Raw genomic sequence first — 16838 nt, forward strand, 5'->3', positions numbered from 1 at the left:
GAATGGCAGAAGTATCAGTTAAGCAACTTGCCACTGACATCGACACGCCGGTTGATCGTCTTCTCCAGCAGTTTGTCGATGCCGGCATCGTGAAGAGCAAGGCCGACGACATGGTCAGCGAGTCTGAGAAACAGACTCTGCTGGCACATCTGAAGAAACAGCATGGAGGTGACGAGGTCACCGCACCTGCTCGCATGACCTTGCAGCGCAAGACCAAGAGCACCCTGAGTGTTCAGGGGACTGGTGGCAAGAACAAGGAAGTGCAGGTAGAAGTGCGCAAGTCTCGCACCTATGTAAGACGCTCGGCGCTGGAAGATGAACAGCGCCAGGCGGAAGCCGAGGAAACAGCGCGTTTGGAAGCAGAAGAAAAAGCTCGTCGCGAGGCCGAAGAGAAGGCCCGCCTCGACGCTGAAGAGAAGGCTCGCCGTGAGGCTGAGCAGGCTCGTCGTGAAGCTGAGGAAAAGGCGCGGATCGAGGCACAACAGAAGGCTCGACAGGCTCAACAGCCCGCCAAAGCAGCCGTTAGCACAGCTCAGCAAGAGGCAGAAAAGATGGCCAAGCGCGAAGCAGAAGAACTGAAGCGCCAACAGGAACAGACAGCTTTGCAAAAAGCTGAAGAACTCGCCGCGAAGAAAGCCGAAGAGGCTCGCATCATGGCGGAACAGAATGCGGCCCGCTGGGCTGAAGAAGAAGCGGCTCGCGCCAAAGAGAGCAGCGATTACCATCTGACCACCAACAAGCACGCGCAAGCGGCCGAAGATGAGTTGGATCGTAAGGAAGAGACCAGCCGTCGCACGGCTGCCGCTGCCAAGGCGCCGAAGAAGGTCGGCCGTCGCGAAGACGACCGCAATGACCGCAACTCCCGCGATCCCCGTGCCCGCAAAGGCAAGCGTGGCAAGATGGCCATGCCGAACGCCATGAAACACGGCTTCAACAAGCCGGCTGCCGTGGTCAACCGTGACGTCGTCATCGGCGAGACCATCACAGTGGCGGAGCTCGCCAACAAGATGGCCGTCAAGGGCGTTGAAGTCATCAAGGTGATGATGAAGATGGGTGCCATGGCCACCATCAACCAGGTGATCGACCAGGAGACCGCTCAGCTGGTCGCCGAGGAGATGGGTCACAAGGTAGTGCTGCGCCGTGAGAACGAGCTGGAAGAGGCGGTACTTAGCGATCGTGACGAGACCTCCGAAGCCAAGCCGCGTGCGCCGGTCGTGACCATCATGGGTCACGTCGACCACGGCAAGACCTCGCTGCTGGACTATATCCGTAAAGCCAAGGTCGCCGCAGGCGAAGCCGGTGGCATTACCCAGCACATCGGTGCGTACCACGTACAGACCGACAGCGGCATGATCACCTTCCTGGATACCCCGGGTCACGCGGCGTTTACCTCCATGCGTGCTCGTGGTGCCAAGGCGACCGACATCGTTGTGCTGGTTGTTGCAGCTGACGACGGCGTGATGCCGCAAACCATCGAAGCTATCCAGCACGCCAAGGCGGCCGGTGTGCCGCTGGTTGTTGCGGTGAACAAGATCGACAAGCCTGAAGCGGATCCGGATCGCGTCAAGACCGAGCTGGCCCGTTACAACGTCATGTCCGAAGACTGGGGTGGCGATTGCCAGTTCGTGCACGTCTCCGCCAAGTCTGGCGAAGGCATCGACGACCTGCTGGAAGCCATCCTGATCCAGGCCGAAGTCCTGGAGCTGAAAGCGGTGGTTGACGGCATGGCCAACGGCGTCGTGATCGAATCCTTCCTGGATAAAGGTCGTGGTCCGGTTGCCACCGTGCTGGTACAGGAAGGCACTCTGCGTCAGGGCGACATCGTGCTGTGTGGTCTTGAGTACGGCCGGGTTCGCGCCATGCGTGACGAACTGGGTCGCGAGATCAAGGAAGCCGGTCCCTCTCTGCCAGTGGAAATTCTGGGTCTGTCCGGCGTTCCCTCTGCCGGTGACGAAGCCACGGTCGTGCGTGACGAGAAGAAAGCCCGTGAAGTGGCGCTCTACCGTCAGGGCAAGTTCCGCGAAGTCAAGCTGGCTCGCCAGCAGAAGGCCAAGCTGGAAAACATGTTTGCCAACATGACCGAGGGCGAAGTGTCCGAAGTGAACGTGGTGATCAAGGCCGACGTACAAGGCTCTGTGGAAGCGATCTGCGATGCGCTGGTCAAACTCTCCACCGACGAAGTGAAGGTGAAGATCGTGGGTTCCGGCGTAGGTGGCATCACCGAAACCGACGCGACCCTGGCCGCGGCTTCCAGCGCCATCCTGGTGGGCTTCAACGTCCGTGCCGACGCTTCTGCGCGCAAGGTCATCGAATCCGAGAGCCTGGATCTGCGTTACTACTCCGTCATCTATGACCTGATCGACGAAGTGAAGCAGGCCATGAGCGGCAAGCTGGCTCCTGAGTATCGTCAGGAGATTATCGGTCTGGCTGAAGTGCGTAGCGTCTTCAAGTCGCCGAAGTTCGGCGCCGTTGCCGGCTGTATGGTTACCGAAGGTGTGGTCAAGCGTTCCAACCGCATTCGCGTTCTGCGTGACAACGTGGTTATCTATGAAGGCGAGCTGGAATCCCTGCGCCGCTTCAAGGATGACGTCAACGAAGTTCGCAACGGCTACGAGTGTGGTATCGCGGTCAAGAACTACAACGACGTGCGTGAAGGCGACCAGATCGAGGTGTACGAGACCGTTGAAATCCAGCGGACTCTGTAAGCCGAGCGTTAGACAAAATAGGGGGCCGCGGCCCCCTTTTATCGCAGGATAGAATATGGCCAGAGAATTCAGCCGGACCCGTCGGGTCGGGCAGCAGATCCAGCGTGAAATCGCGCTGATCCTGCAGCGCGAGGTGAAAGACCCGCGCATCGGCATGGTGACCGTCTCCGACGTGGAGGTCTCCAAGGACCTCAACTATGCCAAGGTTTATGTCACCTTCTTGCAACTGGAGAATGACGCCGAGCGCATCAAGGAAGGGCTCAAGGGCCTGACCGAGGCTGCCGGTTACATCCGCAGCCTGCTGGGCAGCGCCATGCGTCTGCGGGTGGTGCCCGAGCTGCGTTTCTACTACGACCAGACCCTGGTCGAGGGGATGCGCCTCTCCAACCTGGTGACCAACACTGTGCGTGAAGACAAGCGTCGCATGACTGAAGCCGGTCGTGACGAAGAGCAATCCGCACCGGATGACACGACTGAGGATAACGCCTGAGATGTCTCGTAGACGTCGTTTCAAAGGCCGTGACGTACACGGCATCCTGCTGCTGGACAAACCGACCGGCCTGACTTCCAACGATGTGTTGCAGAAGGTCAAGCGGATCTACAACGCCGCCAAGGCCGGCCATACCGGCGCCCTGGACCCCCTGGCCACCGGCATGTTGCCGATCTGCCTCGGGGAGGCCACCAAGTTCTCCCAGTATCTGCTGGAAGCGGACAAGCGCTATGAGGTGACCGCCAAGCTCGGCGAGCGCACCAATACCAGCGACTCCGACGGCGAGGTGGTCTCCACCCGCCCGGTGAACGTGGCCGTGGGTACCCTGATCGAGGCGCTGGACCAGTTCCGCGGCCCCATCATGCAGGTGCCGTCCATGTACTCCGCCCTCAAGCACAACGGCCGCCCGCTCTACGAATATGCCCGTGAAGGGATCGAGATCGAGCGGGAAGCCCGTCCCATCACCATCTTCGAACTCAAGCTGCTCGGCTTCGAGGGGGACGAGGTGAAGCTGGAAGTGCATTGCAGCAAGGGTACCTATATCCGTTCCCTGGTGGACGATCTGGGGGAAGTGCTGGGCTGTGGCGCTCACGTCACCCAGCTGCGTCGCACCCAGGTGGCGAGCTACCCCTACGAGCGGATGCTGACCCTGGAGCAGCTCGAGTGTATCTTCGAGCAGGCCAAGGCCGAAAGCATTCCGCCACGGGAGCAGCTGGATCCCCTGCTGCTGCCGATGGACACTGCCGTGGCCTCTCTGCCCGAGGTGAACATGCTGGTCGCCGTGGCCGCCTATGTGAACCAGGGTCAGGCCGTGCAGGTGGCAGGTAGCCCCCAAAGCGGCCAGGTCCGCATGACGGTCGGCCCGGAGCGCGAATTCATCGGGGTTGGCGAGATCGATGACGAGGGGCGCGTGGCGCCCAAGCGTCTTGTTCGCTACCACGACGAGGAGTGATCCTCAGGCGGTATCGGTCTGTCACGCGTCTTTCCCGTTGCGAAAAGGGGCGGGGACGATTATGATACCGCCCTCATTTCACGGCTGAATTAGAGATTGGCTGTGAACCTTTAAACACTCTACTGGAGTAATACCATGTCTCTAAATGCTGAGATCAAAGCTCAAATCGTTGCCGACAACGCTCGTGGCGCCAACGACACCGGTTCCCCCGAAGTGCAAGTTGCCCTGCTGACTGCCCAGATCAACCATCTGCAAGGTCACTTCAAGGAGCACGCCAAGGATCACCACGGTCGTCGCGGTCTGCTGCGCATGGTTTCCCAGCGTCGTAAGCTGCTGGACTACCTGAAGCGTAAAGACGTTCAGCGTTACGCTGCTCTGATCGCCAAGCTGGGTCTGCGTCGTTAATCGACCATCAGATTTCGCAAAAAAGGGGAACCGCGAGGTTCCCCTTTTTTATTACCCGTTTCAAACAGGATGCAGGCCGTTGCCTGCCTCACAGAATTGACGTCCGCGCTTACCTTTTGATGCGAATCAAGTATACTTGCACGCGAATTTAAAGCGCCAAATTGTTAAAAGGAAATTCACGTGAATCCTATTGTAAAGTCATTCCAGTACGGTCAACACACCGTCACACTGGAAACCGGTGTGATGGCCCGTCAAGCCACTGCGGCCGTCATGGTCAGCATGGACGATACCTGTGTCTTCGTGACTGTCGTTGGCAAGAAAGAGGCCGATCACGGCCGTGATTTCTTCCCGCTGACCGTCAACTATCAGGAGCGTACCTATGCTGCTGGTCGTATCCCGGGTGGTTTCTTCCGTCGTGAAGGCCGTCCGAGCGAGGGTGAGACCCTCATCTCCCGTCTGATCGACCGTCCCATCCGTCCGCTGTTCCCGGAAGGCTTCCTCAATGAGGTTCAGGTGGTTGCCACCGTCATGTCCGTGAACCCGGCCGTTTCTCCCGACATCGTTGCCATGATCGGTGCCTCCGCGGCCCTGGCCATCTCCGGCATCCCGTTCGGCGGCCCGATCGGTGCAGCCCGCGTGGGTTACATGAACGGCCAGTACGTGCTGAACCCGACCACCACCGAACTGCCCCAGAGCGATCTGGATCTGGTGGTTGCCGGTACTGCCAATGCGGTGCTGATGGTGGAATCCGAAGCGGCCATCCTCTCCGAAGAGGTGATGTTGGGCGCCGTGGTCTACGGTCACGAGCAGATGCAGACCGTGATCAACGCCATCAATGAATTCGCTGCCGACGTCGGTACCAAGCCCTGGGACTGGACCCCGCCTGCCGTCAACGAAGCGCTGAAAGCCAAAGTTGCCGAACTGGCCACAGCTGAGCTGGGTGAAGCCTACCGCATCACCGAGAAGGCTGTTCGCTACGAAACCATCGCTGCCATCAAGGGCCGCGTGGTCGAGCAAGTCATCGCATCCGGCGTGGAAGAAGATGCCAAGAAGATCGGCGAAGAGTTCCACAGCCTGGAGAGCCGCATCGTCCGTGGTCGCGTCGTACGTGGTGAGCCGCGTATCGACGGTCGCGATCCGGAAATGATCCGCGCCCTCTCCGTCGGTACCGGCATCCTGCCCCGTGCCCACGGTTCTGCCCTGTTCACCCGTGGTGAAACCCAGGCCATCGTGGTGGCCACTCTGGGTACCGAGCGTGACGCCCAGAACATCGACGAGCTGACCGGCAACCGCGCCGATCGCTTCATGCTGCACTACAACTTCCCGCCCTACTGCGTCGGCGAGACTGGCATGATGGGCAGCCCGAAGCGTCGTGAAATCGGTCACGGTCGTCTGGCCAAGCGCGGCGTTGCTGCCGTGATGCCGAGCGCCGCCGAGTTCCCGTACGTGGTGCGTGTGGTCTCTGAAATCACCGAATCCAACGGCTCCTCCTCCATGGCGTCTGTCTGTGGTTCCTCCCTGGCGCTGATGGATGCCGGTGTGCCGATCAAGGCCTCCGTTGCCGGTATCGCCATGGGTCTGGTGAAGGAAGAAGAAGGTTTCGTCGTGCTGTCCGACATCCTGGGTGACGAAGATCACCTGGGCGACATGGACTTCAAGGTAGCCGGTACCAGCGAAGGTGTGACCGCGCTGCAGATGGACATCAAGATCGAAGGCATCACCAAAGAGATCATGGAGATTGCGCTGAAGCAAGCTCGTGGCGCTCGTCTGCACATCCTGAAGGTGATGGACGAAGCTATCCAGGCTCCCCGTGCCCAGATCTCCGATTTCGCCCCGCGCATCCACACCATCAAGATCAATCCTGAGAAGATCAAGGACGTGATCGGCAAGGGTGGTTCCGTGATCCGTGCCCTGACCGAAGAGACCGGCACCAACATCGAGCTGGATGATGACGGTACCGTTCGCATCTCCGCCGTGGCCAACGAAGCCGCCATGGAAGCGATCCGCCGCATCGAGGCCATCACCGCCGAGATCGAAGTGAACCGCATCTACGAAGGCAAGGTCGTGCGCCTGGCTGACTTCGGCGCCTTCGTCAACATCCTGCCGGGTAAAGACGGTCTGGTGCACATCTCCCAGATCACCGATGCCCGCGTGCAGAACGTGGCCGACTTCCTGAAAATCGGCGACGTGGTGAAGGTGAAGGTACTGGAAGTGGACCGTCAGGGCCGTGTGCGTCTCTCCATCAAGGAAGCGAACGCACCGACAGAAGCGGCTGCTGCTCCTGCTGCCGTTGCTGTCGAAGAGCCAGCTGCCGAATAAGGCTGCCGTATGTGAAAGAGCCGACCCTTGGGTCGGCTTTTTTGTGCCTGCCGCCCGGCATGGTGCAGATTGTCTCCTTGTTCCTTTTGGTGCCCCTTGATATAAGGGACGACCCCGCTTCGTTGGCAAAAGGAATTGCAGCATGTCATGGGCCTACCTCAGGCAGTTTCCTTCCCTGGTCTGGATCGTCATCCTGGGCACTTTCATGGTGCGTACCACCTTCTTCATGGTCTGGCCCTTTCTCTCCATCCTGCTCTACCGTGACTACGGACTTTCGGCGACCCTGATAGGCGCCATCCTGGGGGCCACGGCGGCGCTTTCCACTCTTGTCAGCTTCTATGGCGGCTGGCTCTCGGACAAATGGGGGCGGCGCAACATCCTGCTGTTCGGCTGCCTGGTTTCCGCCGCCAGCGTGGCCCTGCTCGGCCTCTCCCACCAGGTGGGCTGGCTGGCACTCGGGGTGATCGGCAGCGGACTCTCCTACGGACTCATCGACTCACCGGGCAAGGCACTGATGGCCGACAATCTGGCCGAGCCCAAAGCCCGTGAGCTGGCGCTGCACCTGCGTTATTTCCTGCTCAACCTGGGGGCGGCCATCGGTCCTCTGCTCGGCGTCACCTATGGCCTGAGCGCGCGTCAGGAGACCTTCCTGTTGCTCAGTGCCAGCTATCTGCTGCTTGGCATGGTCTTTGTCATCGGGTTCAGGCTGGCGGGTTGCCACACCAGCCAGGCGGCCGGGCCCGGCATGCGTGCCGTGCTGCGGGTGCTCTGGCAGGACAGGGGGTTTCTGCTGCTGATCATGGCCAATCTGCTGCTGATGCTGGTCTACGCCCAGTTCGAGTCGCCCCTCATCCAGTATCTGACCCGCGCGGGGACGCCGGAGGTGGAGCGGCTCATCGGCTGGCTGGTGACGACCAATGCGCTGACCATAGTGATGCTGCAGTTCCCCCTGCTGCACCTGACTGCCCGCTGGTCCACGCGGCGCAAACTGCAACTCGGGGTGGCGCTCTTTCTCGGCGCCCAGTTGCAGTTTGCGCTGGGGGATACCGCCATCTGGTGGCACTGGATAGTGGCGGTGATCCTCTTGAGCGTCGGGGAGTGCATCCTCTTCCCCTTGCTCAATGTGCTGATCGATCAGATGGCGCCTGGTCATTTGAAGGGGAGCTATTTCGGGGCGGCCTCCATCTCCGGACTCGGGGTGGCCATGGGGGCCTTGCTGGGAGGCTGGGTGCTGGCCCACTGGGGCGGGAGCTGGCTTTATGCCCTGATGGCGCTGCTCTGCCTGGTGATCCTGATGCTCTATGGTCTGAGTACCCGGACCTCGCGCCCTGCGCTGGTCCGGGTCGGGCCCTGACGGCTAGAAGGTCAGCACCTTGTCGGCGGCCAGAGTCCATTGGGCCAGCAAGGGGAGGGTGCCTATCTCTATGCCCTCGACAAGGGGTAGCGGGGTGATGCCGCGCGCATCGGTGCAGCTCTTGCAAAGCCGGATCCGGGTGCCCTGAGCCAGCAGTATCTCCAGCATCTGGCGCAGGTTGTAGCCCTCGGCCGGAGCCTGCCCGGCCAGAGCCGCAGTGACGGCATCCGACATCAGGAAGAGGTTGAGGTCTACCTTTCCCTCCTCTTTGAGGGCGATGCCGAGGCGCAGGGCATTGAACAGGGACTCGCTGCCATAGGGGGCGCCGTTGGCAATGATGAGAATGTGTTGGGTCATGTGGCTCTCCTGATTGAAAGGGCCATTGTAGCCTCGGCGAAAGCGGCCCGGCATGATGCAGAGCACACTCTGTCGTAGCCCGGCCCCGTGTGTCTTGACCTCACACAGGGAGTCAGGTCTCATGGACGGCCATCCAGTATGACAGAACAAAGAGGTTGTTATGTGGAAGATCGCCGGAATAGGCTTATTGTTGTTGGCCGGACAAGCCTATGGTAGTGAAAACATCGGCTGCAAGGCCAGACAGCAGGCCGTGACGGATCAGCTTGCGTTCGCCAGGGCGCACAACAACCAGGAGCAGGTAGCCGGCCTTGAGCGGGCACTGCGCAACCTGGAGGCCCATTGTACCGATGCCGGGCTCCTTGAGGAGCAGCAACGCAAGGTGGTCAAGCAGAGGGAAGAAGTGGAAGAGCGGCTGGCCGAGTTGCAGAGCGCACGGGTATCGGGCAAGCCGGACAAGATTGCCAAGAAGCAGTCCAAGCTGGAGGAGTCCCAGGCCGAGTTGCTGGAAGCCCAGCGCGAACTCGAGGCGCTGCAAAAACTGGTCAAACCCTGAGGGAAGGGCAGCGCAATAGAAAAAGCCGGGCATGCCCGGCTTTTTCTATTTCTGGATAATGCGCCCGCGAGTGTCAGACGCTGACTGCCTGTGCATCCGCACGAACTTCTCCATCCGCTGATCTTCGGTCTCCATCCTATGGACGGGATCCCGGAGGATGCAGTCCCTGTAGAGCAGACGCTGATGCAGGTGTTACTGCTACTGCTACTGCTACTGCTACTGCTACTGCTACTGCTACTGCTACTGCTACTGCTACTGCTACTGCCTGTGCATCCGCACAAACTTTTCCATCAGCTGATCTTCGGTTTCCACGTGGGCGGGATCCCAGATGATGCAGTCGATGGGGCAGACGCTGATGCAGGTCGGCTTCTCATAGTGGCCGACGCATTCGGTGCAGCGATCCGGGTCTATCTCGTAGATCTTGCTCCCCAGGGTGATGGCCTGGTTCGGACACTCCGGATCGCACATGTCACAGTTGATGCACTTGTCGGTGATGAGCAGTGCCATCTCAGGCCGCCGAGTGAGGTTGACGGGTATCCTCTCGCTCGCCGAGATTGCGCAGCAGGATGCCGTAATTCACGTCGATCTCCTTGGGAACCGGCACGTAGACCACGTGGCCGTTGCCCGGCGCGGTGTCGATGAGCTCGCCCTTGCGGTTTTGCATCTGCTCCAGGTTGAAGCTGAGGTTGCCCTGGGGGGTCATCAGCTCCAGGCTGTTGCCCAGCAGGAACTTGTTCTTCACCTCGACCTCGACCATGTCACCGTTGCGACCTGTGATCTCGCCGACGAACTGCTGGGTGTCGGAGACGGAGTAACCGTAGTCGTAGTTCTGGTATTCGCTGTGGTTGTGACGGCGCAGGAAGCCCTCGGTGTAGCCGCGGTGGGCCAGGTTCTCGAGGGTGCCCATCAGGGTTGGATCGAATGGACGGCCAGCCACCGCATCGTCGATGGCCTTGCGATAGACCTGGGCGGTACGGGCGCAGTAGTAGAAGGACTTGGTACGGCCTTCGATTTTCAGCGAATGAACGCCCATTTTGGTCAGGCGCTCGACGTGCTCGACGGCGCGCAGATCCTTGGAGTTCATGATGTAGGTGCCGTGCTCGTCTTCAAACGCGGTCATGAACTCGCCCGGGCGGTTGGACTCTTCCAGCAGCACCAGGGCATCGGTCGGCTTGCCTGCGCCCAGGGTCGGATCCACCTTTTGCACGGCGATGGGCTCCTGGCGGTGGACGATCTGGCCCACGTCATCTTCCTTGCCCTCGTGCACCTTGTACTCCCAGCGGCAGGAGTTGGTGCAGGTGCCCTGATTGGGGTCACGCTTGTTGATGTAGCCGGAGAGCAGGCAGCGGCCGGAGTAGGCCATGCACAGCGCCCCGTGGACGAAGACTTCCAGCTCCATCTCCGGCACCTGCATGCGGATCTCCTCGATCTCGTCGAGAGACAGCTCGCGGGAGAGGATGGCACGGGTCAGGCCCATCTGATGCCAGAATTTCACCGTGGCCCAGTTGACCGCGTTGGCCTGCACCGAGAGGTGGATAGGCATGTCGGGGAAGGCTTCGCGCATCATCATGATGAGACCGGGATCGGACATGATGAGTGCATCCGGCTTCATATCCACCACAGGGCGCATGTCGCGGATGAAGGTCTTGAGCTTGGAGTTGTGGGGCTGAATGTTGGCCACCACATAGAACTGCTTGCCGAGGGCATGGGCCTCGTTGATGCCGAGCTGCAGATTCTCGTGATCGAATTCGTTGTTGCGTACCCGCAGGCTGTAGCGCGGCTGGCCCGCATAGACGGCGTCTGCGCCATAGGCATAGGCGTAGCGCATGTTCTTGAGGGTCCCGGCAGGGGAGAGCAATTCTGGTCTGAACATGTTGGACTCTTTTATCTGATTGCAAATCAGGACGGCGCCACCTGATGGCGTCGTGTGGGTTCATCGGTGGCGCGACCGTCTTCGACGCACGGCCATCCGATGGGGGTACATCGGAGCAGGAGGTGACTCGATACTCCGGATATACGGGGTGCGAGATTGTACTCGTGACCGCCTCGTCATGCAATTTGGGACGGCCTTGGCATGTCTGCGCCATGTTCATTTTACGCTCAGACTGGGGTTGCTAGAGTGCAAGGGGTGAAAGATGCCCCCGAGTTGGCAGTGAAATGGATCTTTTCGGCGAAAAAGACCATCTCCAAGTTGAAATTTTGCCCTGCTCGGGAAAGAATGCGCGCTCGGTTGTTGGTCCCCGGTGACGGGCCCACAAGAGACCGATGATGAGCAGGGCAAAGGCCCACAGGAACAGGAAACCATACAGGAATTTTATGAATCCCCTTCGCATTGCCGCTTCGGCTCTTTTATGTACGCTGGCGCTGGTCAGCCAGCAGGCCGCCGCCGTTGAATACCAGCTGCCTGCAGCCAACAGCCGCCTGATCGGTGAGAACCAGGAATACGTGGTGCCCGCAGACAACCGTCCGCTGGAGCAGATCGCTTCCGACTTCCAGCTGGGTCTGACCAACATCATGGAAGCCAACCCGGGCGTCGACCCCTACCTGCCCAAGGCGGGCAGCACGCTGATCATTCCCCATCAGCTGATCCTGCCCAACGCTCCCCGCGAAGGGATCGTCATCAACGTGGCCGAGATGCGTCTCTATTACTACCCGAAGGGCAAGAACGTGGTGCATGTGCTGCCCATCGGCATCGGCCAGCTCGGGGTCAACACCCCTGAGAACTGGATCACCAAGGTTGAGCGCAAGCGTGCCAACCCGACCTGGACCCCGACCGAGAATATCCGTCGCCGCTACGCCGCCCAGGGCAAGACCCTGCCCGCGGTCTGGCCGGCCGGCCCGGACAACCCCATGGGCCTGCACGCGCTCTACATCGGCAACCTATACGCCATCCACGGCACCAACGCCACCTTCGGCATCGGTCTGCGGGTGAGCAGCGGCTGCGTGCGCCTGCGCGCCGACGACATCAAGTACCTGTTCGATCACGTGCCGGTCGGCACCCGCGTCCAGTTCGTCAACCAGCCGGTCAAGACCACGGTCGAGCCGGATGGCGGTCGCTACATGGAAGTGCACGAGCCGCTGTCGCGCACCGAGGAAGAGTTCAACTCCACCGCCTCCGTGCCGCTGCCCATGACCCCGGCTACTACCCGCTTCATCGCCCACGCTGACAGCGATTCCAACGTGGTCAAGCAGGTGCTGGAACAGCGTACCGGCATCCCGACCCGCCTCAATCCAGAGGCGTAATGGCCGGCAAGTGCAGTTAAACAACAACGGCGACCATCAGGTCGCCGTTGTTGTTTCTGCATATCCGGACGTCAGCTGGCTGGTGGGGCATAGAGGGCCAGCCAGTTGCCTTCGGTATCCTCGATGATGACCCGGGAGCCATGACCACTGCCGATGCTGTGCAGAGGCTCCAGCACCCGCCCGCCGAGACGGGGGACCAGCAGTTCCGCTTCCTGCAGCCTGTCACCGAGGGAGAGATAGATGAGGGGACCGGCACCGCCGGGCTGGTGATATTTGTCCATGGGGCCGAGACAGGCCGCCGCGTTGCTGCCGTCGTGGCGCAGCATGGCAAAGCGCATGGTCTCTTCCTGGATGGGGGTGACCTGCACATCGAGCAGGGCCGAGTAGAAGTCCATGGCGCGATCCAGATCCCGTGTCGGAATATCGGCCCAGACCAGGGTGTTGTCCATCGTCGTATTCTCCAGAGTTCCCGGCCAACGCGGTCGGTGGCTCTTTGAGGTTAGAAGTGGCTGTCGGGGGGCGCCATGGATAAAAAAAGCGGCGCCTGATGGCGCCGCTTGAAGGGGGAGGAGCCGAGTAAGGCTCCCCCTCTTATTTGCCGGCAATGCTGAGCCCGCCAAAGCGGATCAGCGGGGCATAGAAGTCCTTGCCATCGTCGTGGTGTAGCTGGTTGCCGACCGCTTCCAGCTCCCCGAGCAGACGATAGAAGTTGCCCGCCACCGTGATGCCGCGTACCGGCGCCACGCGCTCGCCATTTCGGCAGAGGAAGCCGGAGGCGCCGAACGAGAAGTCGCCGCTCACCGCATCGGCCCCGGAGTGCAGGCCGTCCAGCTTGACCAGCTCCAGGTACTCACCGCTTTGTATCTCGGCCTCGCCGTGGGGGCCGAGCCCGAACACCAGGTGACGAGGGGCCACGTCCAGGGCACTGCGGGCACTGCGGGCGGCTGCACCGTTGCTCGTCACGCCGAAGTGGCGGGCGGTGGCGCTGTTGTGCAGCAGGGTCTTGAGCTCCCCCTCGCCGATGAGCAGGAGATCCGAAGTGGCGGCCCCTTCGCCGTCAAACGCCTTGATCTTCATGCCCCCCGGCATATAGGCACGACTCTCCAGGGTGAGCCAGCGAGAAGCCACGCTTTGGCCCAGCTTGTCGCGCCAGGGGTTGATCCCCTGCTGGGCCCACTTGCCAGACAGTGCGGACTGGAAGCAGCCAAACAGGCTGGCAAAGCAGTGGGTGCTGAAGATGACGCTGTAGCGACCGCTCGGCACCGCCTCACCCATCAGCAGGCCATCGGCCACGGCGTGGATCTGGCGGATGAGAGGCTGGCTCTCCAACTCGTCGAAGCGCCGTGCGTACTGTCCCTGGTAGTGCATGGACTGGCGGCCCTCTCGCTCGATGAGAGCGGAGCTGTGGCAGCCGACGCTGAACTCCTGATGTTCGCAGAGGCTGCCCTGGCTGTTGGCAAGCCAGAGGCGGCTCTCCCCCTCGAAGAAGCCGTTGTAGGGGGCGCCGGTCACGTCCGGCAGGGCCAGCATGTCGGACTCGAGGTGCAGGGTCAGGGCGATCTTCTCTTCCACCGCCGTGGTGTCGGCCTGATGTATCTCGGCGCAGTCGGTGATGAGCCGGCTCTGCTGCACTGTGATGCGCTGATCCGGGTCCACCTTGGCGAAGCGGCTCGCATCGAGCGCATCCTGCACCATGGCGTCCAGGGCCGACGCGTCGAGGGACTCGGAATAGGCGATGCCGACCCGGCCTTCCTTGATGAGGCGAATGCCGATCTGCTGGCTGCTGGTGACCTTGTATTCACTGAGTTCGCCCTTGTCGGCCTTGAGGGAGAAGGCCTTCTCCTGATTGGCGATGACGTCTGCCTCGGCACCCAGATCGGCGACCTGGTCCAGCAGACGGGCAAGCAGTTGGTTCATGTCGAGCTGGCTCATCAGGCGTTCCCTCCGACCAGGATATTGTCAACTTTGAGCGGCGGCTGGCCGACTGAAACGCGAATGAGGCGGGAGAAGGAACCGCATAGAGTGTCATGGATGTTCATCAGGCGTTCCCTCCGACCAGAATGCTGTCAACCTTGAGCGGCGGTTGGCCGACCGAGGCGGGAATGGATCCGGAGACCGAGCCGCACATGCCGGCGGAGAGGGCCAGATCGCGCCCCACCATGGAGATCTCCTTCAATACCTGCGGGCCGGTGCCGATCAGGGTGGCCGACTTGAGGGGCCGGGTGATCCTGCCCCCCTCAATGAGGTAGGCCTCCTGCACATTGAAGTTGAACTCGCCGGTACCGGGCTGCACAGAGCCCCCCCCCATCCGCTTGGCATAGATGCCGTGTTCCACGGTTGCCAGCATGTCGTCGAGGCTGTAGTTGCCCGGTTCGATATAGGTGTTGCGCATGCGGGAGGCGGGGGCGAACTTGTAGGATTCCCGGCGCCCGGAACCGGTGCGGGCGTAGCCGGTGCGAAGGGCCCCCATTCTGTCCACCAGGAAGCCGGTCAGCACGCCGTCCTTGATGAGCTGGGTGTGCTGGGTCGCCATCCCCTCGTCATCGACGTTGATGGAGCCCCAGGCGTTGCCCTGCAAGCCCTCGTCCACCGCGCTGACCGCGGGGTTGGCGATGAGCTGGCCCATCTTGTCGTGGAACACGGATGCCTTTTTGGCCACCGAGGTGGTCTCCAGCAGGTGACCGCACGCCTCGTGGAAGATGACGCCGCCAAAGCCGCTCTCCATGATGACCGGCAGCTTGCCGCTCGGGCAGGGGGCGGATCCCAGCTTCACCAGTGCCTGGCGGGTGGCGGTGAGAGCCAGCTCGCGGGGATCGATGCTCTCGGCATGTTCCCATCCCTTCATGGCACCGGGGGCTTCATAACCTACGCTCTGCTCGCCCCCGTCCAGGGCGATGGTCTGGGCCATGATGCGGTTGTAGTGGCGGCGATCGCTCACCTGCACCCCTTCGCTGTTGAAGATCTCCACCTCCTGCTCCCAGCCGAGCACGTTGCCCGAGAACTGGCTCACCTTGTCGCTCTCGGCGCGGGCCGCAGCGTCCATGGCATGCAGGTAGGCGATCTTCTGCTCCAGCAGCTTGTCGGCCGACAGCGGCAGAGCGATCGGGTTGCGGTCGGTCAGGCGGGTGAAGTCAAAGGCAGTGGCGGTGACCACGGGGTCACGCCTGTCCTTGGCCGCCAGCAGGGTAACGATGCGCAAGAGCTCGTTGCGATCGGCCAGGTTGGTGTAGCCGTAGAGCACCTTGTGGCCGTAGCACAGGCGAACGCCGATACCGAAGTCGAGACCACCGCTGATGTTCTCTATCTGGCTGGAGAGCAGGCTGAGCTGGCTGCGGCGCTTGCGTTCCACAAACAGCTCGGCGAAGTCGGCACCCAGCGCCAGCGCGTGATCGAGCACGTCGCGGGCGATGGCGGGGGCCAACAGGGAGAATGAAGTCATAGAATATCCTTTTCTGGTCTGTCCGTTTGCTTCCGACACCCGGCGTTGTGTTGTTATGGGGTGTCGACCTCATTGTTGCAGACCAGAAGCAAAAAGTCGCTATAGCGTCAGCCGATGATACCGAACGAGAAAATCGGTGCGATTTATGCGCCCGGCAGCCCGAGCGCAGGCTACCGACAGGGGAGGTTGGCGCCGCTCATGGCGCTCGCTTGATATGAGGTCGACCCACTGCTCGATGCGGGGTCGGTCTGGTCGTCCATTGGCCGGCGTCGTCGAACATCCAGGCGATCAGGGTCAGAGCAGTGCGTGGATCTCGCTCAGGATCTGGTCGACCCACTGCTCGATGCGGGGTCGGTCTGGTCGTCCATTGGCTGGCGTCGTCGAACATCCGGGCGATCAGGATCAGAGCAGTTCGTGGATCTCGCTCAGGATCTGGTCGACCCACTGCTCGATGCGGGACTCGGTCTGGTCGTACTGGTTGGCGTCATCGAGGGCAAGCCCGACGAAGTGACGGCCATCGTCGATGAGCGCCTTGGAGGCGTCAAACTCGTACCCCTCGTTGGGCCAGTAGCCCACCAGCTTGACCCCCTTGGGGACCAGCTGATCGTGCAGCAGGCCGAGGGCATCCTGATACCACTCCCCATAGCCCAGCTGATCGCCCATGCCAAACAGGGCGATGATGCGTCCCTCCAGATGCAGGTCGGCGATGTCTTCCCAGCGAGACTCCCAGTCCTCCTGCAGCTCGCCGAAATCCCAGGTGGAGATGCCCAGGATCAGGATGTCGTACTCCTGCATGCGGGCGAGGGGCACATCCTTGATGTTGTGGAGATCGACCAGCTCGGGGCCGATGAGGGCGCGGATCTTCTCGGCGGCCATCTCGGTGTAGCAGGTGGTGGAGCCATAAAACAAACCTATCTTCATCGCTCTTCTCTTGATCGCAGTCGGCAAGGGGCGTGACCGGCACAGCGGCGCCCGGGGGGAGGGCGCCAGTCTAGCAGATTGCGCCGGGCTCTTCACCGCC

Annotated in this window: 15 protein-coding genes; 8 read left to right on the forward strand and 7 right to left on the reverse strand. The window is 61.4% G+C overall.

Annotation, left to right across the window (positions count from 1 at the left end; genetic code table 11):
* Positions 1 to 2 precede the first annotated feature (2 nt).
* The 6 genes from infB (at position 3) to AB5Y53_RS16320 (ending at position 8225) form a co-directional block, all read left to right on the forward strand.
* A complete protein-coding gene (infB, locus tag AB5Y53_RS16295) occupies positions 3 to 2705 on the forward strand; it encodes a translation initiation factor IF-2 (protein ID WP_041212506.1) in 2703 nt (900 codons plus the stop codon).
* Between the two features lie 55 nt (positions 2706 to 2760).
* Entirely contained in the window at positions 2761 to 3195 is a 435-nt protein-coding gene (gene rbfA, locus AB5Y53_RS16300) for a 30S ribosome-binding factor RbfA (protein WP_010675366.1), read from the forward strand.
* Position 3196: 1 nt separating this feature from the next.
* Positions 3197 to 4147: a tRNA pseudouridine(55) synthase TruB gene (gene truB, locus AB5Y53_RS16305; RefSeq protein WP_010675365.1), complete on the forward strand. Its 951-nt coding sequence runs from the start codon at positions 3197 to 3199 to the stop codon at positions 4145 to 4147.
* Between the two features lie 135 nt (positions 4148 to 4282).
* The gene (gene rpsO, locus AB5Y53_RS16310) at positions 4283 to 4552 is read left to right on the forward strand and encodes a 30S ribosomal protein S15 (RefSeq protein WP_010675364.1); all 270 of its coding nucleotides are present in this window, start codon (positions 4283 to 4285) and stop codon (positions 4550 to 4552) included.
* A gap of 180 nt (positions 4553 to 4732) precedes the next feature.
* Positions 4733 to 6871 carry a polyribonucleotide nucleotidyltransferase gene (gene pnp, locus AB5Y53_RS16315; RefSeq protein ID WP_029314766.1) on the forward strand — a complete coding sequence of 713 codons (2139 nt, stop codon included), beginning with the start codon at positions 4733 to 4735 and terminating at the stop codon, positions 6869 to 6871.
* 142 nt (positions 6872 to 7013) lie between these two features.
* Positions 7014 to 8225, forward strand: coding sequence for an MDR family MFS transporter (locus AB5Y53_RS16320; protein ID WP_368182572.1), 1212 nt, complete (start codon positions 7014 to 7016; stop codon positions 8223 to 8225).
* Between the two features lie 3 nt (positions 8226 to 8228).
* Here the strand turns inward: AB5Y53_RS16320 and AB5Y53_RS16325 are convergent, their stop codons facing one another.
* Positions 8229 to 8582, reverse strand: coding sequence for a DsrE/DsrF/TusD sulfur relay family protein (locus AB5Y53_RS16325; RefSeq protein WP_010675361.1), 354 nt, complete (start codon positions 8580 to 8582; stop codon positions 8229 to 8231).
* Positions 8583 to 8742: 160 nt separating this feature from the next.
* Here AB5Y53_RS16325 and AB5Y53_RS16330 point away from each other — a divergent pair, with 160 nt between their 5' ends.
* Positions 8743 to 9135: a DUF1090 domain-containing protein gene (locus AB5Y53_RS16330; protein WP_039041125.1), complete on the forward strand. Its 393-nt coding sequence runs from the start codon at positions 8743 to 8745 to the stop codon at positions 9133 to 9135.
* Between the two features lie 258 nt (positions 9136 to 9393).
* Here AB5Y53_RS16330 and AB5Y53_RS16335 read toward each other — a convergent pair whose 3' ends face one another.
* Positions 9394 to 9642 carry a YfhL family 4Fe-4S dicluster ferredoxin gene (locus tag AB5Y53_RS16335; RefSeq protein WP_010675358.1) on the reverse strand — a complete coding sequence of 83 codons (249 nt, stop codon included), beginning with the start codon at positions 9640 to 9642 and terminating at the stop codon, positions 9394 to 9396.
* 1 nt (position 9643) lies between these two features.
* Positions 9644 to 11008 (reverse strand): tRNA 5-hydroxyuridine modification protein YegQ, encoded by a 1365-nt coding sequence (gene yegQ, locus AB5Y53_RS16340; RefSeq protein ID WP_010675357.1) that lies wholly within the window; start codon positions 11006 to 11008, stop codon positions 9644 to 9646.
* Between the two features lie 443 nt (positions 11009 to 11451).
* Here yegQ and AB5Y53_RS16345 point away from each other — a divergent pair, with 443 nt between their 5' ends.
* Positions 11452 to 12378 (forward strand): L,D-transpeptidase family protein, encoded by a 927-nt coding sequence (locus tag AB5Y53_RS16345; RefSeq protein ID WP_041212511.1) that lies wholly within the window; start codon positions 11452 to 11454, stop codon positions 12376 to 12378.
* Between the two features lie 71 nt (positions 12379 to 12449).
* Here AB5Y53_RS16345 and AB5Y53_RS16350 read toward each other — a convergent pair whose 3' ends face one another.
* From AB5Y53_RS16350 to fldB, 4 genes are all read right to left on the reverse strand, one after another.
* Positions 12450 to 12827, reverse strand: coding sequence for a VOC family protein (locus AB5Y53_RS16350; RefSeq protein WP_010673739.1), 378 nt, complete (start codon positions 12825 to 12827; stop codon positions 12450 to 12452).
* A gap of 142 nt (positions 12828 to 12969) precedes the next feature.
* A complete protein-coding gene (locus AB5Y53_RS16355) occupies positions 12970 to 14310 on the reverse strand; it encodes a TldD/PmbA family protein (RefSeq protein WP_368182574.1) in 1341 nt (446 codons plus the stop codon).
* A gap of 106 nt (positions 14311 to 14416) precedes the next feature.
* A complete protein-coding gene (locus AB5Y53_RS16360) occupies positions 14417 to 15817 on the reverse strand; it encodes a TldD/PmbA family protein (protein WP_368182576.1) in 1401 nt (466 codons plus the stop codon).
* Positions 15818 to 16219: 402 nt separating this feature from the next.
* Positions 16220 to 16738, reverse strand: coding sequence for a flavodoxin FldB (gene fldB, locus AB5Y53_RS16365; RefSeq protein ID WP_041212516.1), 519 nt, complete (start codon positions 16736 to 16738; stop codon positions 16220 to 16222).
* Between the last annotated feature and the right edge of the window lie 100 nt (positions 16739 to 16838).

The organism is Aeromonas sp. R7-5 (assembly GCF_040908015.1).
Classification (GTDB): Bacteria; Pseudomonadota; Gammaproteobacteria; order Enterobacterales; family Aeromonadaceae; genus Aeromonas; species Aeromonas caviae.

Coding starts and splice junctions, on each gene's coding strand:
- infB (WP_041212506.1), top strand. CDS start 3: ATGGCAGAAGTATCAGTTAAGCAACTTGCCACTGACATCGACACGCCG.
- rbfA (WP_010675366.1), top strand. CDS start 2,761: ATGGCCAGAGAATTCAGCCGGACCCGTCGGGTCGGGCAGCAGATCCAG.
- truB (WP_010675365.1), top strand. CDS start 3,197: ATGTCTCGTAGACGTCGTTTCAAAGGCCGTGACGTACACGGCATCCTG.
- rpsO (WP_010675364.1), top strand. CDS start 4,283: ATGTCTCTAAATGCTGAGATCAAAGCTCAAATCGTTGCCGACAACGCT.
- AB5Y53_RS16320 (WP_368182572.1), top strand. CDS start 7,014: ATGTCATGGGCCTACCTCAGGCAGTTTCCTTCCCTGGTCTGGATCGTC.
- AB5Y53_RS16325 (WP_010675361.1), bottom strand. CDS start 8,582: ATGACCCAACACATTCTCATCATTGCCAACGGCGCCCCCTATGGCAGC.
- AB5Y53_RS16330 (WP_039041125.1), top strand. CDS start 8,743: ATGTGGAAGATCGCCGGAATAGGCTTATTGTTGTTGGCCGGACAAGCC.
- AB5Y53_RS16335 (WP_010675358.1), bottom strand. CDS start 9,642: ATGGCACTGCTCATCACCGACAAGTGCATCAACTGTGACATGTGCGAT.
- yegQ (WP_010675357.1), bottom strand. CDS start 11,008: ATGTTCAGACCAGAATTGCTCTCCCCTGCCGGGACCCTCAAGAACATG.
- AB5Y53_RS16345 (WP_041212511.1), top strand. CDS start 11,452: ATGAATCCCCTTCGCATTGCCGCTTCGGCTCTTTTATGTACGCTGGCG.
- AB5Y53_RS16350 (WP_010673739.1), bottom strand. CDS start 12,827: ATGGACAACACCCTGGTCTGGGCCGATATTCCGACACGGGATCTGGAT.
- AB5Y53_RS16355 (WP_368182574.1), bottom strand. CDS start 14,310: ATGAGCCAGCTCGACATGAACCAACTGCTTGCCCGTCTGCTGGACCAG.
- AB5Y53_RS16360 (WP_368182576.1), bottom strand. CDS start 15,817: ATGACTTCATTCTCCCTGTTGGCCCCCGCCATCGCCCGCGACGTGCTC.
- fldB (WP_041212516.1), bottom strand. CDS start 16,738: ATGAAGATAGGTTTGTTTTATGGCTCCACCACCTGCTACACCGAGATG.